The organism is Methylobacillus pratensis (genome assembly GCF_054072455.1).
The window spans coordinates 518,768-538,817 of the sequence record NZ_JBSUSR010000001.1; the positions used below are offsets into that span (position 1 = coordinate 518,768).

The 20,050-nt window shown below is 57.5% G+C and carries 17 protein-coding genes; 15 read left to right on the forward strand and 2 right to left on the reverse strand.

Annotation, left to right across the window (positions count from 1 at the left end; all coding sequences use genetic code 11):
* Window positions 1-61 precede the first annotated feature (61 nt).
* Window positions 62-532, reverse strand: a complete 471-nt coding sequence (locus ACW4YW_RS02380; protein ID WP_457136084.1) for a DUF4124 domain-containing protein — start codon at window positions 530-532, stop codon at window positions 62-64.
* A 160-nt stretch (window positions 533-692) separates the two neighbouring features.
* Here ACW4YW_RS02380 and guaB point away from each other — a divergent pair, with 160 nt between their 5' ends.
* The 15 genes from guaB (at window position 693) to ACW4YW_RS02455 (ending at window position 18,899) form a co-directional block, all read left to right on the forward strand.
* Entirely contained in the window at window positions 693-2,153 is a 1,461-nt protein-coding gene (guaB, locus tag ACW4YW_RS02385) for an IMP dehydrogenase (protein WP_457136085.1), read from the forward strand.
* Between the two features lie 14 nt (window positions 2,154-2,167).
* Entirely contained in the window at window positions 2,168-2,893 is a 726-nt protein-coding gene (locus tag ACW4YW_RS02390; protein WP_407995993.1) for an SIMPL domain-containing protein, read from the forward strand.
* Between the two features lie 65 nt (window positions 2,894-2,958).
* Window positions 2,959-4,539 (forward strand): glutamine-hydrolyzing GMP synthase, encoded by a 1,581-nt coding sequence (gene guaA / locus ACW4YW_RS02395; protein ID WP_457136086.1) that lies wholly within the window; start codon window positions 2,959-2,961, stop codon window positions 4,537-4,539.
* A gap of 179 nt (window positions 4,540-4,718) precedes the next feature.
* Window positions 4,719-5,873 (forward strand): AAA family ATPase, encoded by a 1,155-nt coding sequence (locus ACW4YW_RS02400; protein WP_457136087.1) that lies wholly within the window; start codon window positions 4,719-4,721, stop codon window positions 5,871-5,873.
* Window positions 5,873-6,466: a hypothetical protein gene (locus ACW4YW_RS02405; RefSeq protein WP_457136088.1), complete on the forward strand. Its 594-nt coding sequence runs from the start codon at window positions 5,873-5,875 to the stop codon at window positions 6,464-6,466. The genes ACW4YW_RS02400 and ACW4YW_RS02405 overlap by 1 nt, the downstream gene beginning before the upstream one ends.
* Window positions 6,467-6,513: 47 nt before the next feature.
* Window positions 6,514-7,533 (forward strand): tryptophan--tRNA ligase, encoded by a 1,020-nt coding sequence (gene trpS / locus ACW4YW_RS02410; protein ID WP_457136089.1) that lies wholly within the window; start codon window positions 6,514-6,516, stop codon window positions 7,531-7,533.
* Between the two features lie 199 nt (window positions 7,534-7,732).
* Entirely contained in the window at window positions 7,733-8,245 is a 513-nt protein-coding gene (locus ACW4YW_RS02415) for a sigma-70 family RNA polymerase sigma factor (RefSeq protein WP_457136090.1), read from the forward strand.
* 26 nt (window positions 8,246-8,271) lie between these two features.
* Window positions 8,272-9,270 (forward strand): FecR domain-containing protein, encoded by a 999-nt coding sequence (locus ACW4YW_RS02420; RefSeq protein WP_457136091.1) that lies wholly within the window; start codon window positions 8,272-8,274, stop codon window positions 9,268-9,270.
* Window positions 9,271-9,370: 100 nt separating this feature from the next.
* Complete coding sequence (locus tag ACW4YW_RS02425) at window positions 9,371-11,818, forward strand: TonB-dependent siderophore receptor (RefSeq protein ID WP_457136092.1); 2,448 nt, start codon at window positions 9,371-9,373, stop codon at window positions 11,816-11,818.
* 139 nt (window positions 11,819-11,957) lie between these two features.
* The gene (locus ACW4YW_RS02430; protein ID WP_457136093.1) at window positions 11,958-12,461 is read left to right on the forward strand and encodes a sigma-70 family RNA polymerase sigma factor; all 504 of its coding nucleotides are present in this window, start codon (window positions 11,958-11,960) and stop codon (window positions 12,459-12,461) included.
* 5 nt (window positions 12,462-12,466) lie between these two features.
* Complete coding sequence (locus ACW4YW_RS02435) at window positions 12,467-13,426, forward strand: FecR domain-containing protein (protein ID WP_457136094.1); 960 nt, start codon at window positions 12,467-12,469, stop codon at window positions 13,424-13,426.
* A 101-nt stretch (window positions 13,427-13,527) separates the two neighbouring features.
* Window positions 13,528-15,993, forward strand: coding sequence for a TonB-dependent siderophore receptor (locus ACW4YW_RS02440; RefSeq protein WP_457136095.1), 2,466 nt, complete (start codon window positions 13,528-13,530; stop codon window positions 15,991-15,993).
* A gap of 157 nt (window positions 15,994-16,150) precedes the next feature.
* Entirely contained in the window at window positions 16,151-16,648 is a 498-nt protein-coding gene (locus ACW4YW_RS02445; RefSeq protein WP_457136096.1) for a GreA/GreB family elongation factor, read from the forward strand.
* A 13-nt stretch (window positions 16,649-16,661) separates the two neighbouring features.
* Window positions 16,662-17,264: a nitroreductase family protein gene (locus tag ACW4YW_RS02450; RefSeq protein ID WP_457136097.1), complete on the forward strand. Its 603-nt coding sequence runs from the start codon at window positions 16,662-16,664 to the stop codon at window positions 17,262-17,264.
* 39 nt (window positions 17,265-17,303) lie between these two features.
* On the forward strand, window positions 17,304-18,899 hold the full coding sequence (locus tag ACW4YW_RS02455; protein WP_457136098.1) for an ABC-F family ATPase: 1,596 nt from the start codon (window positions 17,304-17,306) through the stop codon (window positions 18,897-18,899).
* A gap of 44 nt (window positions 18,900-18,943) precedes the next feature.
* On the opposite strand, the gene ACW4YW_RS02460 is transcribed toward ACW4YW_RS02455, so the two are convergent.
* Window positions 18,944-20,041: an HD domain-containing phosphohydrolase gene (locus tag ACW4YW_RS02460; RefSeq protein WP_457136099.1), complete on the reverse strand. Its 1,098-nt coding sequence runs from the start codon at window positions 20,039-20,041 to the stop codon at window positions 18,944-18,946.
* Window positions 20,042-20,050: the final 9 nt, after the last annotated feature.

The following is a 20,050-nucleotide window of genomic DNA, read 5'->3' on the forward strand; positions in this document are numbered from 1 at the left end:
CTGGCATTCATTGGGCATGCCCTACAGAGTATGGGTCATGCTAGATAGCGTGACTGTTTAGCTACTCTTCATCCGAGCAGTATTGTTTCACTTCCTTGGTGGCCTCTTCCAGGCCGCGCTGTATATCCTCATCCCCCAGGTATTCGCGCTCGCCTTCGGGCGTCATCTTGTAAATACGCCCGCCCACCTTGAAATTCTGGTAATTCGCCTTGGCGTTCTGGCAATTTGTTTTCCTAGCCTCGTCTTCCGCCCTTTTCTTTTCGTCGTTGCGCCTTTCCTGCTCGGCCTCTGCCTGGCGGCGCAAAGCCGCGGCATTGCGCACAGCCTGGGACTCGCTATTGCCTGCGGGAGCCGCAGCTGACTTAGGTGCGGACCTGACGTTGTCCACCAGTTCGTAAGGCACATCGCCAGGCGGTGGCGAATCGGAGTACAGCGTGACGCCGTTCTTGTCTTTCCATTTGTATACCTGGGCATGCGCCATCCACGGCAATACCATCATCATCACGAATGCCAGCCATCGAGCTTTACTCATGAACCCCCCGAATCATCGAAATCCCGCCCACACAGTAAGCAGCTTCATCCCTGCCGTCAATTGAAAAACTCGGCCCCCAAATCATTATCGGCAAAATGTCGGGGAGATTTACCATGACGGCACTACCCGGTATAATTGCCTTTTGCCGGAAAGATATTTTATGCGTCTGTTGCAACAAGCGCTTACCTTCGACGATGTTTTACTGGTACCTGCACACTCCAACGTGCTGCCCCGCGAAGTAAGCCTCGCTACCAAGCTTACCCGTTCCATCACTCTCAACATTCCCTTGATCTCCGCCGCCATGGATACTGTGACGGAAGCGCCGCTGGCGATCGCACTGGCCCAGGAAGGCGGCATGGGGATCGTGCACAAGAACATGACCATTGCCGCCCAGGCCGCGCACGTTTCACGCGTGAAGCGCTTCGAGTCCGGCGTTGTGATCGACCCGGTCACCATCCAGCCCCATCTCACCGTACGTGACGTATTGGCGCTGACCCGCCAGCATAAGATTTCCGGCTTGCCGGTCGTGGACGGAAACAAGGTGGTCGGCATCGTCACCAACCGCGACCTGCGCTTCGAGACCAATCTCGACCAGGCCATCTCCAACATCATGACCCCGCGCGAACGCCTGGTGACGGTGCGTGAAGGTGCCAGCCTGGAAGAAGCCACCGCGCTTCTTCACAAACACCGTCTGGAGCGCGTGCTGGTGGTCAACGACGCGTTCGAGCTCAAGGGCTTGATCACCGTCAAGGACATCCAGAAATCCAGCGACCACCCCAACGCCTGCAAGGACGAAAAGGGCCGCCTGCGCGTCGGCGCCGCCGTCGGCGTCGGTGACGGCACCGAGGACCGCGTTGCCGCATTGGCAGAGGCCGGCGTGGACGTCATCGTGGTGGACACCGCCCACGGCCACTCCCAGGGCGTGCTGGACCGCGTCAACTGGGTCAAGAAGAATTTCCCGCAAGTGCAAGTGATCGGCGGCAACATCGCCACCGCCAGCGCGGCCAAGGCATTGGTCGATGCCGGTGCCGACGGCGTCAAGGTCGGCATCGGCCCAGGTTCCATCTGCACCACCCGCATCGTGGCCGGCGTCGGAGTACCGCAAATCAGCGCGGTAAGCAACGTGGAAGAAGCCTTGCGCGGCACTGGCGTGCCCTTCATCGCCGACGGCGGCATCCGCTTCTCAGGCGACATTTCCAAGGCGATTGCGGCCGGCGCCTATTCCGTCATGCTGGGCGGCATGTTCGCCGGCACCGAGGAAGCGCCTGGCGAGATCGAGCTGTTCCAGGGCCGCTCCTACAAGTCCTACCGCGGCATGGGTTCCATCGGCGCGATGGAAAAAGGCTCCAGCGACCGCTACTTCCAGGACAACAACGGCAATGCCGACAAGCTGGTGCCTGAAGGTATCGAAGGCCGCGTGCCGTACAAGGGCAGCGTGCTCGCGGTGATCCACCAACTGATGGGCGGCCTGCGCGCCTCCATGGGCTATGTCGGCTGCAGCACCATCGAGGAAATGCGTACCCGTGCCGAGTTCGTGCAGATCACGGCGGCAGGCATGCGCGAATCCCACGTACACGACGTGCAGATCACCAAAGAAGCCCCTAACTACCGCGTCGACTAACCAGCGAGAAAGCCATGGCAACCGAAAAGACCGCATCCATCCCTGCTTATGCCATTCTTGGCGTGCTGCTGTTCGCAGGGTTATGCGGTCTCGGCTACCAGCTTGCGCATAGCGCGCTGCAAATCAAGCAGCTCGAGCGTACGGTGGAAGTCAAGGGCCTGTCCGAGCGTGAAGTCAAGGCCGATATCGCGATCTGGCCGATTACATTCAGCGTCGCGGACAATGACCTCAGCGCCTTGTACCAGAACATCCAGCAAAAGAACGCCAGCGTGCTCGCCTTCCTGAAGGGCAACGGCTTCAGCGCTGACGAGGCGAGCGTCTCCGCGCCTTCCGTCGTGGACAAGCAGGCGCGCGAATATGGCGACGCCGGCGCCAACTCCAGGTACCGCTACACTGCCAGCTCCACCATCACCGTGTACTCCGCCCAGGTCGACAAGGTGCGGGACACCATGATCAAGGTCGCCGAACTCGGCCAGCAAGGCATCCCGATTGCGGGCGACAGCTACAACACGCAGTTCATCTACAGCAAGCTGAACGACATCAAGCCGGCCATGATCGAAGAAGCCACCAAGAGCGCGCGCGAATCTGCCAACAAGTTCGCCAAAGATTCCGACAGCACGCTGGGCAAGATCAAGCGCGCCAACCAGGGCACGTTCAGCATAGAGAACCGCGACGCCGGCACCGCGCATATCAAGAAAGTCCGCGTGGTATCCACGGTAGAGTATTACCTTTCCGACTAATGCCAAGCGAGCTGATGCTACTTGGCCGGTCACCCTTCAACCTTATTCCCAGCGCTTGAGCTTCCATGCAACAAAAAATTCTGATTCTCGATTTTGGCTCCCAATACACCCAACTGATCGCCCGCCGCATCCGCGAGGCCAATGTCTACTGTGAACTGCACTCGTGGGACGTGTCGGATGCATTCATCCGCGAGTTCAACCCGGCAGGCGTGATCCTGTCCGGCGGCCCCAACTCCGTCTATGAGGACGAAACCCCGCGCGCGCCGCAAAGCGTGTTCGAGCTTGGCGTGCCAGTGCTCGGCATCTGCTACGGCATGCAGACCATGGCGGCACAGCTCGGAGGCTCGGTGGAAAATGCCGCCAAGCGCGAGTTCGGCTATGCCGAAATCCGCGCCCAGGGACACTCCGCCCTGCTCAAGGACATCCAGGACAAAAGCAATACCGAGGGCCACGGCCTGCTGGACGTCTGGATGAGCCATGGCGACAAGGTCACGGCGCTACCCGAGGGCTTCAAGATCATTGCCAGTAACAGTTCCACCCCGATTGCGGGCATGGCGGATGAAAGCCGCCGTTTCTACGCAGTGCAGTTCCACCCCGAAGTCACCCACACCAAGCAAGGCAAGGCCCTGCTCAACCGCTTCGTGCACGGCATCTGCGGCTGCGACCAAAGCTGGAATATGCCTGACTATGTGGAAACCGCAGTGCAGCGCATCCGCGAGCAAGTCGGCAGCGACGAGGTCATCCTCGGCCTTTCCGGCGGCGTTGATTCCTCGGTAGCTGCCGCGCTGATCCACCGTGCGATCGGCGACCAGCTGACCTGCGTATTCGTCGATAACGGCCTGCTGCGCCTCAACGAGGCCGAGCAAGTGATGGAAACCTTCGGCAACAACCTCGGTGTCAAGGTGATCCATGTCGACGCCAGCGCCAAATTCCTCGGCGACCTGGCGGGCGTCAACGACCCGGAAGCTAAGCGCAAGATCATCGGCCGCGAATTCGTGGAAGTGTTCCAGGCGGAATCCGCCAAGCTGGCGCAAGCCAAGTGGCTGGCGCAGGGCACCATCTACCCTGACGTGATCGAGTCCGCCGGCGCCAAGACCAAGAAGGCACACACCATCAAGAGCCACCACAATGTGGGCGGCCTGCCGGATACGCTCAAGCTGCAATTGCTCGAACCCTTGCGCGAACTGTTCAAGGACGAAGTCCGCGAGCTCGGCGTTGCGCTCGGCCTGCCGCACGACATGGTCTACCGCCACCCCTTCCCCGGCCCCGGCCTCGGCGTGCGCATCCTCGGCGAAGTCAAGCGCGAATACGCCGACCTGCTGCGCCAGGCCGACCATATCTTCATCGAGGAACTGCGCAACAACAAGGATGCGGACGGTAAGTCATGGTACGACAAGACCTCGCAGGCCTTTGCCGTGTTTCTTCCGGTCAAGTCGGTCGGCGTGATGGGCGACGGCCGCACCTATGACTACGTGGTTGCCCTGCGCGCCGTGGTCACCACCGACTTCATGACCGCGCACTGGGCCGAATTGCCTTACGACCTATTGGGCAAGGTATCCAACCGCATCATCAACGAAGTGCGCGGCATTAACCGCGTGGTATACGATATCTCCGGCAAGCCTCCAGCAACGATTGAGTGGGAATAAGTGTAAACAACTACACTCCAGCTCCACTGTGTTTGATTTCAGCTTGTACTAACGGTGCTAGACATCCTGTAGGAGAATGAGCCGGTCTGCTTTTCAAAAGCATTTATACCTGAAGATACCTCTACAATTGTGAATAACGGAGCATTGAGTCGTTATGGTGATAAATCTGGAGAACTGAGATGATTGTTACTCGCTTAAAGCTTACCAACTGGCGTAACTTCCGCGCTGTGGACATTGAGCTATGGCCTCGCACCTATGTAATTGGCGCCAATGCTTCGGGAAAATCTAATCTTCTCGATGTCTTTCGGTTTCTCCGCGCTGTTGCTCAAACCGAAGGTGGAGGTTTGCAAAAAGCCATTAAAGAACGCGGTAGCATGAGCAAATTGCGTAGCCTGCACGCACGTACAAATCCTGAGGTGGGTATTGAAATCGAGATTGCCGAATCCACGGCTCCTGACTCAATCCGCTGGGTTTATGTGCTAGCGTTCAAGTCCGAAGGAAAAGGAGCGCAACGCGTTCTCATCTCACGAGAGTCTGTCATCAAGAATGGAGAAACCATTCTGTCTCGTCCTAATCAAGAAGACAAACAAGATATTGTCAGGTTGACACAGACTCACCTTGAACAAATCAACAACAACTATAAGTTCAGAGAATTAGCCGAATTTCTTTCCTCTACGACCTATCTACATCTAGTGCCACAACTGCTCAAGTTCGGCGATGAAATCAGCGGTCGTATGATTGAAAATGATCCATTTGGTCAAGGATTGTTACAGCGAATAGCAAGTGAATCAGGCAAGACACGCGATGCACGCCTCAGGCGTATTGGCGAAGCACTGAAAGTGGCTGTGCCGCAGTTCTCAGAATTGCGATTTAAACAAGATGACATTAGCGGAAGACCACACCTAGAAGCACGTTTCCAGCATTGGCGCGAACATGGATCCTGGCAACGCGAGGAACAATTTTCTGATGGTACTTTACGTCTAATTGGCTTACTTTGGGCTCTGCAAGAAGGTGATGGCTTACTGCTGTTAGAAGAGCCAGAACTATCCCTCAATGATGCTATCGTCGAATACATTCCGCTCATGATTGATCGAGTGTTGCGTAGCCGCAAAAAAGCAATGAGGCAAGTTATCAGCACGACCCATAGTGATAACCTGATTGGTGAGGTAAGAGATCCAAACTCGGTCATCATACTTGCTCCTGGAGAAAATGGAACCAAGATACGCCCTCCCAACGAAGAAGAACGTCAAGCCATGGAGCTTGGCCTAAATGCGGCTGAAGTACTACTGCCGAAAACTCGTCCCGATCGTATCGATCAGATGGGGCTATTCTAATGTCGAGAGTTTTTGTTATCGGTGAGGATGTGCTGTGCTGCACATTAGGCACCAAGCTTGTCGAGCAAGTGCTTAAGTGGGAGTTGGCCCAGCCAGCGATCGATACCAAAGGCATTACCAACTTACGAAAAAACTTAGCTCGCTATACTCAAATTGCAAATTTATTCCCTGTCCTTTGCATTGCTGATACTGACGGTCGTTGCGTTCTTGATGCGCATAAGCAAGCTGCGCCAACAGGTGTGCCCGCACAATTCCATTTGCGGTTTGCTATCCCAGAAATTGAAAGTTGGCTCATGGCTGACAAACACGCATTGGCTGAATTCCTTCAAGTATCGGAAACAATCATCCCCGATAACCCAGATGAAATTCAAGATGCGAAACGCGTGATACTCAATGTGGTCTTCCGTTCTAAGCAACGCCACCTTCGTCAGGAAATGATCTCCACCAATGACCGTAGCAAACCAGGCACGGGTTACAACGTACACTTACGTGACTTTGCAGCACACTGTTGGCGACCCTTGATAGCATTAGAACGATCGCCTAGTCTTGCGCGCACGGTAAACCGCCTCAACGAAATGAAGATAGCCAAATAAAACAATTAAATAACTCTTACCCCTTAATAACTTAACAAAGAAAGATGATGAGCACAAAACCCATTATCCTCACGGGCGACCGCCCAACCGGTCCGCTGCATCTCGGGCATTTCGTTGGCAGCCTGCGCAACCGCGTGCATTACCAGCATGAATACAAGCAGTACATCATGCTCGCCGACGCCCAGGCGCTCACCGACAATATGGATGATATCGACAAGGTGCATCGAAACGTGATCGAGGTGGCCCTGGATTACCTGGCAGTCGGCATCGACCCCAAGCTGTCCACCATCTTCATCCAGTCGCAGGTACCCGAGCTCACCGAGCTTGCCTTTTACTACCTCAACCTGGTGACGGTCGCCCGGCTCGAGCGCAACCCGACGGTGAAGGAAGAAATCCGCCTGCGCGATTTCGAGCGCGACATCCCCGCTGGCTTCCTCACCTATCCCGTGAGCCAGGCTGCCGACATCACCGCCTTCAAGGCGACGCTGGTGCCGGTGGGCGAAGACCAGATCCCGATGATCGAGCAGACCAACGAGATCGTGCGCCGCTTCAACCGCCAATACAAGAACCCGGCCACCAAGCAGGAAATCCTGGTGGAAACCAAGGCCCTGGTGCCGGAAATCGGCCGTCTGCCAGGCATCGACGGCAAAGCGAAAATGAGCAAGTCCCTGGGCAACGTCATCAACCTCGGCGCTAGCGCGGACGAGGTCAGCAAGGCGGTGAAGAAAGTCTACACCGACCCGCTGCACCTCAAGATCGAAGATCCGGGCCATGTGGAAGGCAACATCGCCTTCACCTACCTGGATGCGTTCGATACCGACAAGGCTGCAGTAGTCGAACTGAAAGCGCACTATACCCGCGGCGGCCTGGCCGACAGCATCGTGAAAAAGCGCCTGGAAGCCGTACTGCAGGAACTGCTGGAACCGATCCGTACCCGCCGTGCCGAGCTGGCTGAAGACAAGGGCTACATCCTGCAATTGCTGCGTGAAGGTACGGAGCACGCGCGCGAAGTCGCCGCCAAGACCATGGACGAGGTGAAGGCCGCGCTGGGTTTGAATTATTTCTAATCCATCAGCACACGCTGCATGATCCCTGCAAACGCGGCCTTGCCCATAGGCCGCGTTTTTATTTTCCGCTTGCTGCAACAATCCTGACTATCTACATAGCAGCGGGACGCATACCCTCCAGCATCGCTATTGCAGGGCGCTAATTCCAAACAATATAATAAGCATTCTCATTTATTGCCTAGGCTATGCAGGGAATTCCGTGCAGGATACAGACCTTAAGCTCCATCAGGAAGTCCATACCCTCTATACCGAGCACTATGGCTGGCTGCAAGGCTGGATACGGCGCAAGCTGGGCAGCACGTTTGATGCGCGGGACATGGCCCAAGACGTATTTATGCGCCTGCTGCTGCGCAAGCAAGCCGTCGAGGCCCGCCAACCCCGCGCTTTTCTTTCCACCATCGCCCATGGGCTGGCGGTAGAACACTGGCGCCGTCGCGAACTGGAGCTGGCCTGGCTGGAGACCTTGGCAGCGTTGCCAGCTGCCGAAGCCCCTGCCCCCGAAAGCCGCCTCATCTTCCTCGAGACGCTGATCGAGATCGACCGTATGCTGGATGCATTGAAGCCCGCAGTACGCAGCGCCTTCCTGATGGCCCAGCTGGATGGCCTCACCTGCCCACAGATCGCACAGCAGCTAGGCGTGTCGCTCTCTACCGTGGAACGCTACATTGCCAAGGCCTTGCGCCATTGCTATACCGTACGTTTTGAGTCGTAGCGATTTTTTTGCATGATGCACCGGCAATGAACCCATCCAATACCGAGGCAACCCCTTTATTGCCAGAGACGGTGGTCGATGCCGCCATCACCTGGTCGGTCAGGCTCAATTACAACCAGGCCAGCAAGGAAACCCGGCGCCAATTCCAGGATTGGCTGCAAGCCGATCCCGTGCATGCCATTGCGTGGGAACGCATCAACAGCCTGCATCAGCCATTTGCCGAAGCTGGCGCGTCATCCAGTCTCGTGCTTTCTGCCTTGGAGCAAGCCGACCGCAAACGCCAGCAGCACCTGCTGAAACGTAGAAAGACCATTCAATTATTGTCGGTTGGCACGTTCGCCCTGGGCACAGGCTGGGGAATCCGCGCCTATACGCCCTGGCAGCGGCTGGTGGCGGACGCCAGCACCCGCATCGGCGAACAGCACACCCGGCAACTTGCCGATGGAACGACGCTTATCCTCAATACCGATACGGCCGTCCGCATCGACTTGGCAGGCGAAAACCGCATCATCATGCTGCTACGCGGCGAAATCATGGTCACTACCGGGGCGGATGCCGGTTCCGTGGGCAAACGCCCGTTCCTGGTCTATACGCCATTCGGCAAGCTGGAGGCTTTGGGCACGCGCTTCATCGTACGCCTGACTGCAGACGCCGCCCTCATCACGGTGCAGGAGCACGCGGTGGCGCTCTACCCTGCCCCAGGCCCATCCCATGTAGTGCGAGCTGGTGAAAGCCAATGGCTGCGGGACGATGGCACTGTCCCCTTCGCACCGCAAGGCCTCGATACCGGCAGTTGGACCGATGGCGTGATTTCAGGCAAGAACATCCGGTTGGCAGACTTGCTGGCCGAGCTGGCGCGCTATCGCCATGGCCATCTGCATTGCGATGACCAGGTTGCCGAGTTGCGCGTATCCGGGCTGTTCCATGTCAAGGATACGGACCAGGCGCTGCAATTCCTTGCCCAGACGCAGCCCATCACAATCACTTACCGTACCCGTTTCTGGGTGAGCGTCGGCCCTCGCTAGGCATCATCTTGGAAGAATTTTTCAAAAATTGAGGGGATTTGCCGTCTCAATCGACCTACCAGGTAGAAGCATTCCATGACTACCTCGTAGAAAGACCAATATGAAACGCAAACACCTCAGTACACGCGTCATCCCGCATGCCGTACAAAGCGCCTTGCTCGGCGTCACGATCGGCTTGGGCTCCCTGCCTTCTGCCGGTTGGGCAGCCACGGCACAGGGAACCCAGGCCAGCAGCAACGCAGCGAACGAATACAACATTGCCGCCGGAGCGCTCGACACCGCGCTCAACCAGTTTGCCAGGATTTCCGGCATCAACCTGAGTTATGACGCGGCATTACTGGACAAATTGACGACAACCGGGCTGCAAGGCCGTTATACGGTCACTTCCGGCCTTGCCGCACTTCTTGCCGGCAGCGGTATCGAGGCCGTGGCCCAGTCAGGCGAAGGATATGCCTTGCGCAAGGCCGCGCTCATCCACGGCAATGCAAAAGACACGACGCTCCCTGTTGTCGACGTGCAAGCCTCCCGCGATACGCCATCCAGCAACCCACTTGCCAAGGAATATGCTGGCGGCCAGGTGGCGCGCGGCGGCAAGATAGGCCTGCTGGGGAACAAGGACAATCTCGACACGCCTTTCAGCGTGACCCAATACACCGCCAAGCTGATCGAAGACCAGCAGGCGCAAAGCATCGGCGATGTGCTGGTGAATGACCCTTCGGTTCGTAATACATACTCACGCAGTTCGGGGCGCGACGAGTTCAACATCCGGGGTTTTACCCTGTTCAATTATGACGTGCTCTACAACGGACTTCACGGCGTTTCTCCCCGCAACACCGGAACATTGATTGGCATTGAACGCGTCGAAGTATTACGCGGCCCCAATGCCCTGCTGAATGGCATGGCCCCGGCTGGCTCAGTAGGCGGCTCTATCAACCTAGTACCCAAGCGCGCAGGCATGGCCCCGCTTAACCGGCTGACGTTGTCTTATATTGATGACAGCCAACTGGCGACACATATCGACCTAGCCCGTCGCCTGGGGGCAGAACAACAACTGGGGATACGATTCAACGCCATCACCAGCAACGGCGACACCGCCGTGGATAACGTAAGCGAAAACCTTGATGCAATTGCGCTTGGCGTCGATTTTCAGGGAGAACGCCTGCGCATAGAAGGCGATGTCAATTACCAGCATCGCAACACTCAGGGCCGTGGCGGGTTATTATTTGTCGCGCCAGACATCAAAATTGGTTCTGCTCCAGATGCAGATAGAAACTTCATCCAGAAATGGACCTACTGGAAAACCAACGAGGTTTCTGGCGCATTGCGCGCCGAATTTGACATCAGTAAGCATTGGACACTTTATGGTGCTTTCGGCGGCCAGGAATATGACTTCAAGAGCCTGCAAACGCAGATGCAACTGCTCAATACGCAAGGTGGCCTGGCTTTCCGCCCCTACCGCCTAGATGAATCCATTTCCACTTTCTCTGCTGAAGCCGGGGTGAAAGGAAAGTTGACTACCGGCGCAGTGGAGCATGATGTTGTGTTCAGTACCAGCAGTTATTCACAGGAAAACAGGTTGTTACGTACACCGAATGCCCCTTTCACAATCACCAATATTTACGCCGTGCAGGAAATAGCCAAACCCAGCCTAGTGCTAAATGGTCGCCTGCCAAAAGTCAGCGAAACCAGGCTGCGCAGCGTGGCAGTGGCCGATACTCTTTCCATGCTGGATCGAAAAGTGCACCTTACTCTTGGCTTACGCCACCAGCAGGTTGATGTATCGACTTTTGACGGCGCAACAGGCAACAGAAACTCCCCCTCATACGATAAATCCAAACTGACGCCAACCGTGGCGGTCACTATCAGGCCGACAGAGCAACTCTCGATTTATGCCAACTACATTGAAGCCCTCAATCAAGGAGAAATCGTCCGCGCACCAGCAACAAATGCTGGACAGGTATTTTCTCCAGCAGTATCCAAACAACGAGAAGCTGGCGTGAAATATGACTTTGGCCGTATCGCTACGACCATCAGCGCATTCCAAATTGAGAGGCCTAGTACGTTTACCAACGCCACAGGCCGGCTCGTGCAAGATGGCGAACAACGCAACCGTGGTATCGAACTCCTGATCCAAGGCGAAGCCATCGACCATATCCGCGTACTTGGCGGCCTGGCCTGGACGCAAGGCAAGCTCACAAAAACAGAGTCAGGCACTAACGACGGCAATACAGCCCCTGCTGTACCCAAGCTGCAATTCAACCTTGCCGGAGAATGGGACACGCTCTTCCTGCCAGGCCTGACCCTGACAGCGCGCATGGTTCATACCAGCCCGCAGTATTTCGACGTGGACAATACACAGAAAATCCCGACCTGGACGCGATATGACCTCGGCGCCCGGTACGCATTCATGGCAGGGAAAACGCCCGTCACCGTGCGCGGCTCGATCGAGAACGTATTCGATAAGAACTACTGGTTGTCTGCGGCACGAGAAGGTCTAACAGTGGGTGCGCCACGTACCGTCCTGTTGTCAGTCTCGGCCGACTTCTAACTGCCTTTTCCCGCCTGTGGACGCCACCGAGCGATTGGTGGTGTCCTTCAACCGTTGGCGCTCGTTTCATCTATACAAAAGCAGTCGCAGTCAATAGAATGAGAAATATTTGCAATTACATAGCCTTGCTTGCGCAGCCATGTCCGCCAACCAGCATTCCAACCAATTATTTCACCATCTCTATCGCAATCATCACGGCTGGCTGCTCGGCTGGTTACGTCGCAAGGTCAAGCAACAGGAGCAGGCGGCAGACCTGGCGCAAGATACCTTCCTGAGCGTACTCAACGGCGATAGCGTGGAGGGCATCCAGGAGCCGCGACCGTTCCTGGCCACTATCGCGCGGCGGCTCGTCGCTAATTACCACCGGCGGCAAGTCATTGAGGAAGCTTACCTTGAAGCGCTTGCCGCCTTGCCGGAAGCGCAAGCGCCCTCCCCCGAGGAAAGGGCCTTGGCGCTAGAGCTGCTGCAACAGATCGACAACGCCCTGAGTGGCCTGCCGCTACGTGCCAAGCAGGCGTTCCTGCTGGCGCACCTCGAGGGGCTTTCATATGCGGAAATTGCCAAGGAGCTGCGGGTTTCCACCAGCTCGGTTAAGCAATATCTCAGCCGCGCCAACCAGCAGTGCTTTTTCTCCATGACCTGATGCAAATGCAGCCTTCCAGCTTTTCACCGGAAGTCGCCGAGGCAGCTGCCAAATGGCTCACCCTCAGCATGGATGCAGGCTTCGGCCCGCACGACGCCGAACGCCTGCAGCAATGGCGCAATGCGGACCCAGAGCATGAGCGCGCATGGCTGCATATCGAGGGCATGAGCGCATCGCTGCACCGCCTCAACCCGCATGCTGCTTACCAGACCTTGTCCAGGCTGCATGCGCCAGGCAGACGCAGCACGCTCAAGGCCCTGGTCTGGCTGGGCCTTGTGGCCGGCAGCGGCGTGCTTGCCAGCCGGACCGAGCAATGGCGGCTACAAGTAGCGGATTACAGCTCCGGGACCGGCGAGCTGAAAACCATCGAGCTTTCCGACGGAACCCAGATCATCTTGAATACACGCAGCGCCATCGACGTGGAATTGACTGACACAGCCCGCACCGTCACCCTGCTCAACGGTGAAGTCATGGTGACCACCGGCCACCAGCCCCGGGAACACAGGCCGTTCCAGCTGCTTACCGCGCACGGCCGCATCAGCCCGCTCGGCACCCGCTTCAATGTAAGGCTGGCCCAGGATTCCACGCACGTCATCGTGCTGGAAGGGTCTGTCGATATTGCACCGCGTCAAGGGAAAAGCCTGGTCATGCAGGCAGGCCAACAAAGTGCATTCACCGAGCATGATGCGCTTGCAGCCTCGGCTGCTCCTGCGCAAGCCGGCTCCTGGAGCAAAGGCCTGCTCTTCGCCAACGATATGCGTCTTGCCGACCTCGTGCAGGAGCTAGTACGCTATCGTCCGGGCTTCATCCATTGCGATGCCGATGTCGCAGACTTGAAAATCTCCGGCGTATTCACGCTCAATGACACTACGCAGGCGCTCGAATCGCTTCCCAACTCGCTGCCTGTCAGCATCGCCCACCGTACACGTTACTGGGTGCGCATCTCGGCCAGCCATGCCGGATAACGCCGCACCGGCGCCGCATCAAAAATATTTCAAAAAATACTGCCCGATTCTCATTCTCAAGTGACCTCCCTCATGTAGTCATTCAACCACTAGGGAATCACATGAACCAAGCTCGCCATAAGCAGAAAACGCTGCAGCTCGCCTTGCTGCTGGCACTCAATACAGGCCTCGCCCACCATGCCTTTGCAGCAGACGCGCCGGAAAGGCCAATGGCCGCCAGCCGGCAATACGATATTCCTGCCGGCGACCTGGCAACTTCCCTGCAAACATTGGCAAGCGAAACCGGCGTGACCATCACGTTCACGCCCGAGCAGACCAAAGGCAGGCAAGCGCGCGCATTGAGCGGGCGGTACACCATCGAGCAAGCATTCGACGCCCTATTGGCGGGTAGCGGGTTAACGGTCAAGAAGAACCGGAATAACCAGTATTCTCTGACCAAGGCCGCCAACGTCTCATCCGGTGCGCCCCAGGCAACGGAAACACTTCCCGAGCTGACCGTGACCGCCCAGTCCGACCCTGACAACAACTTGCCGCGCCCTTACGCAGGCGGCCAAGTGGCAAGAGGCGCACGGCTGGGATTGCTCGGTGACGCGGATATCCTGGACGTCCCGTTCAACATCGCGGCCTATACCTCAAAGCTCATCCGTGACCAGCAAGCCACCAGCCTGGTGGACGTTGTTGCAAACGACCCGTCGGTGCGCGTGACGACCAACGGCCTGACGAGCGCAGCAGGCCAAGGGGACGGCTTCATGATCCGCGGCTTCCGCAGCTATAGTTCCGACGTGCTGTTCGACGGCGTGGCTGGTATCGCCATGATCAATACCATGCCAGTCGAAACCCTGGAGCGCGTGGAAATATTGAAAGGCCCCAGCGCGATGCTGAATGGCATGGGGCAACGGGGCGGCGTGGGCGGCACGATCAATATCGCGCCCAAACGCGCGGAGGAGACGCCACTGAACCGGTTGACGCTGTCTTACCAATCAAACCGTCACTATGGCGCTCATATCGACATCGGCCGTCGTTTTGGCGAGATGAAGCAATGGGGCGTGCGCTTCAACGGCATATATCGCGATGGCGAAACAGCGATGGAAGGTCAATCCCGGGAGTTTTCAGTGGCAACGCTAGGCATTGATTTTCGCGATGAAAACTTGCGCGCCTCTGTAGACTTGGGCTATCAAAACACAAAAACCCAGGCACCAACCGGTGCTGGCGGATTTTACTTATTCTCAATACCGAGCCTGAAGGCGCCTAAGGCAGAAAAACAGATTTCCCAGGACTGGGAATATACCAAAAACAAGGGCGAATATTTGTTGTTCAAGGCGGAATACGATTTGTCCCCCGAGTGGACGCTCTATGGCGCATTGGGGGCAAACTGGAATAAATATCAGTGGCTGTCTTCCGACATGGCCGTCACTAGTCAAACCGGGGATGCAATAGCCCAAGCTTATTACTATCCGGGCTACAGCTACCGTAAAAGCATCCAGGCTGGCATCAGGGGAACGTTTGATACAGGCTCGGTGCAGCATCAGGTCAATGCCCAGTTTTCCACCCTGCGGCAAGAAAACGGCTTTAGCTTCGGTGACGAATACGGCTATGGATATGGCTTCATGAACTGGCTCACGAACATCTACGCGCCGGTAGGCGTCAGCAAGCCGTCATTGGCCGGGTTCTCCTCCAATACCCCGAAAACCAATACCCTGGATCTCCCGACGCTGGCATTGTCCGACACCATGTCGTTCCTGGACGACCGGCTCACTGCGATCATCGGCGTACGCCACCAGCAGGTCAAGGCCAATGGCTATATGAACGGGGCCAGAACACAGCATTATGATGAAAGTGCCGTCACGCCGAGCCTGGCGCTGGTGGTAAAACCACGGGACAACCTGTCCGTGTACGCGAGCTACATTGAAGGCTTGAGCCAGGGACCTACGCCCTCCGGCAATGTGACCAATCCCGATAAATTATTCCCGCCGGTCAAAAGCAAGCAATTTGAAACCGGCGTGAAACTGGACCTAGGACGGCTCGGCTTCACTGCGAGCCTGTTCCAGATCACCCAGCCCAGCGGCATCACTGTCGCCAACACCATCGGCAATCCCACTTTCAAGATGGACGGCGAACAGCGCAACCGCGGCGTGGAGCTCAATATCTTCGGCGAATTGTCATCCAATGTCAGGATACTGGGCGGCGCTGCCTGGACGGAGGCCAAGCTGACAAAAACCGAGGGCGGCATCAATGATGGACGCGATGCGCCAGGCGTCCCGCGCCGACAGGCCAACCTTGGCCTGGAGTGGGATCCAGGCCTGCTACCAGGGTTGACGCTGTCCGGGCGCGTGATCGCCACAAGTCGTCAATACCTGGATGCCGACAATTCGATGAGCATACCGGGATGGTCGAGGCTCGATCTCGGCGCCCGTTACCAGACAATGTCCTGGGGCAAGCCCCTCACGCTGCGCGCCAACATTGAAAATGCGTTCGGCCGCGACTACTGGGCATCCACTGTCGACGGCAACTGGCTGATCCAGGGTCTGCCCCGTACCGTGCTGCTTTCCGCCACGATGGATTTCTAACATCCCCTCCTCCCACAATGCCCTGCCCTGCGGGGCATTGTGTTTCCCGCATATCCATTTCCAGCATTCAAAATAAGCCCTCCGTTCCATATCGGGAATAAGGCGCTGCGCCTCACGCTACTTGAGTTATAATTCAAGGTTTTATAGGTCGTGCGCCATGAGCCGTGGATTTGTAAAAGAGGATGATCTGGAGCACGCCGGCACGGATCTGCCGGAACGCCCGATCAGCCCGCATCCCAATTACGTCACCCCGCATGGCCTCAAGCAGTTGCAACAGCAAGCCAGCGAGTTGGAGCAGGCACGCCTGCCGCTCGCCCAGCGCAAGGAAGACCCGGTGGCGCAACAACGGCTGGCCATGATAGACCGCGACCTGCGCTATCTTCAGGCCAGGCTGGAATCAGCCATCCTGGTCGACCCTGCCGCGCAGCCAGCAGATATCGTCCTCTTCGGCGCGGCGGTGGATGTCGAGGACGAGGACGGCGAACCCCATTCGTTCATGATTGTGGGCGAGGATGAAACCGACATCGCCACCAACCGCGTCAGCTGGGTATCGCCGCTGGCCAAGGCGCTGATCGGGCAGAAAGTCGGCGACAGCGTGGTCTGGCATCGCCCGGCGGGCGACCTGGAGCTGGAAATTATTGCAATCCACTATTGAGGAATTCGGTACCATGAATGTGATTGAGGCGATTGAAAGCCGCCGCTCGGTCAAGGCGTATAATGCCAGCCACACGATGTCCGAGGCAGAGATAGAGAAATTGATGTCGCTGGCCGTGCTGGCGCCGACGGCATTCAATATCCAGAACTGGCGCTTTGTGCTGGTGCAGGACCCGGAGCTGCGCAAGCAAGTGCGCGCCGCCAGCTGGGACCAGGCGCAAGTCACGGATGCTTCGCTGCTGGTGGTGTTGACGGCGGACCTGAAAGCCTGGGAAAAGGAACCGCGCCGCTATTGGCGCAAGGCGGAACAGCCCGTGCAGGACTACCTAGTCAACGCCATCGACAACTATTACCGCGGCAAGGAGCAGGTACAACGCGACGAGGGCATGCGCTCCTGCGGCATGGCGGCCGCCACGCTGATGCTCGCTGCCAAGGAGCTGGGCTATGACTCCTGCCCGATGGATGGCTTTGATTTCGACGCGGTCGCCAAGCTGCTCAACCTGCCTGCCGACCATATCCCAGCGATGTTTGTCGCCATTGGCAAGGGCATCCAGCCCCCTCGCCCGCGCGGCGGCCAGCTGGCACTGGATGAAGTCGTCATCCGCAACAAGTTTTAATTCATTGATCGATAGTTTTACTTTAGGAATACAACCGACGTGTTAATCGCAAACAATATCACCATGCAGTTCGGTGCCAAGCCCTTGTTCGAGAATGTCTCGGTCAAGTTCGGCGACAACAATCGCTACGGCCTGATCGGCGCCAACGGCTGCGGCAAGTCCACCTTCATGAAAATCCTGGCCGGCGTGCTGGAACCGACCGCCGGCAATGTCGCGCTCGACGTGAACGAGCGCATGGCCTTCCTGCGCCAGGACCAGTTTGCGTATGAAGACCAGCGCGTGCTGGACGTGGTGATGATGGGACACGAGGAAATGTGGAAGGCCAACGTAGAGAAGAACGCCATCTACATGAACCTGGAAGCCACCGAAGACGACTACATGAAAGCCGCCGAGCTGGAAACCGTGTTCGCCGAGTACGACGGCTACACCGCCGAAGCGCGCGCGGGCGAACTGCTGCTTGGCGTGGGCATCCCCACCGACCAGCACAACGGCCTCATGAGTTCCGTGGCGCCGGGCTGGAAGCTGCGCGTGCTGCTCGCGCAGGCGCTGTTCGCAAACCCCGACGTATTGCTGCTGGACGAACCGACCAACAACCTGGACATCAATACCATCCGCTGGCTGGAAGACGTGCTCAACAACCGCGACTGCACCATGATCATCATCTCGCACGACCGGCACTTCCTCAACCAGGTCTGTACGCATACCTGCGACATGGACTACGGCACGCTCAAGGTCTACCCGGGCAACTACGACGACTACATGGAAGCCTCCACCGCCGCACGCGCGCAAGCCGCCAAGGATAACGCCCGCGCCAAGGAAAAAGTGGCGGAACTGCAGGATTTCGTGCGCCGCTTCTCCGCCAACAAGTCCAAGGCCAAGCAGGCCACCAGCCGCCTGAAGATGATCGACAAGATCAAGATCGAGGAATTCAAGCCTTCCAGCCGCCAGTACCCGTTCATCCGCTTTGAATTCGACGACAGGGAAAAACTGCACCGCCAGGCCGTGGAAATCGAGAAGCTCAGCCATGGCTACGACAAACCCTTGTTCAACGATGTCAACCTCATGGTGGAAGCCGGAGAGCGCATCGCCATCATCGGCGAGAACGGCGTGGGCAAGACCACCCTGCTGCGCTGCATCGCGGGCGACATCCAGCCCAACCACGGCATCGTCAAGTGGGCGGAAAAAGCCAAGATCGGCTACTACGCGCAGGACCATGAGTACGAGTTCGAGAATGGCGAATCCCTGTTCGAATGGATGACACTGCATACCCAGCCCGGCGACGACGACCAGTCCGTGCGCAGCATGCTGGGGCGCTTGCTGTTTTCCGGCGAGGACACGAAGAAATCGGTCAAGGTGCTTTCCGGCGGCGAGAAAGGCCGCATGCTCTACGGCAAGCTGATGCTGGCCCGCACCAACGTGCTGCTGATGGATGAGCCGACCAACCACATGGACATGGAATCCATCGAGGCGCTCAATACCGCGCTGGACAAATACAAGGGGACGCTGATTTTCGTCAGCCACGACCGCGAATTCGTCAGCTCCCTCGCCACGCGTATCCTGGAAGTGAAGTCGGACGGCATTGTCGACTTCCTCGGCAATTACGAGGACTACCTGGCCAGCCAGGGCGTAGAGTAAGCCTGCCCCAATAAAAAAGGATGGCAGATGCCATCCTTTTTTATTCATGCCTTGCCGGCGTACCGGTCTTGGTATTGCTGCGCGATGCGCCAGAATTCATCCTTGACGGCCATGAAGGCATCGACGATATCCGGGTCGAAATGCTTGCCGCGCCCTTCGAGGATGGTCTGCACCGCTACTTCATGGTCGAACGCCTTTTTGTACACCCGCTCGCTGATCAAGGCATCATAGACGTCGGCAATCGCCATCAAGCGCGCCGAGATGGGGATATCCTCCCCGCGCAAGCCGTCGGGATAGCCGGAACCGTCCCAGTGCTCGTGATGCCACATGGCGATCTCGCGGGCATATTGCAGGAAATTGTTGTCGCGCCCGATCACCTTCTCCGCCTCGATCAAGGCATTGGCGCCCAGCCTTGCGTGCCGCTTCATCACCTCATACTCTTGCTCCGTCAACGGGCCGGGCTTGAGCAAGATGCGGTCCGGTATCCCCACCTTGCCGATATCGTGCAGAGGCGCGGACTTGTATATCAGGTCGATCACCGGTGTGGTCAATTGCGCGGCAAATTTCGGATGGTCGCGCAGCTTTTCCGCCAGCAGGCGCACATAGTTCTGCGTGCGGCGGATATGGTTGCCGGTTTCGTTGTCGCGAGCTTCCACGAGGGAAGCCAGCGCGAAGATGGTGGCATTCTGGATCAAGGCGATCTCGCGCGTGCGCTGCTCAACCTGGTACTCCAGGAACCGGCGCTGGTCCTTGAGGAACAAATGTGTCTGGATACGCGCCAATACGATCGGCGGGCTGATCGGCTTCACGATATAGTCCACCGCCCCGACGTCGAACCCGCGCTGCTCGTCCTCCATATGGATCTTGGCGGTGAGGAAAATGACCGGGATGTTCTCCGTAACCGGATTCGCCTTGAGCTGGCGGCAGACTTCATAACCGTCGATATCCGGCATCATGATGTCCAGCAAGATCAGGTCGGGCTGTGGCAGCATCTGCGCTATATTCAATCCATCCACGCCGCTGGTGGAGACCTTGACCCGGTAGAACTCCTTCAGCAAGGCGTTAATCACCGACAGGTTCTCCGGTGTGTCGTCAATGACCAGGATCGTTTGTTTGTCGTTTGTATCCGATATCTTGTCCATCGCCGCTTA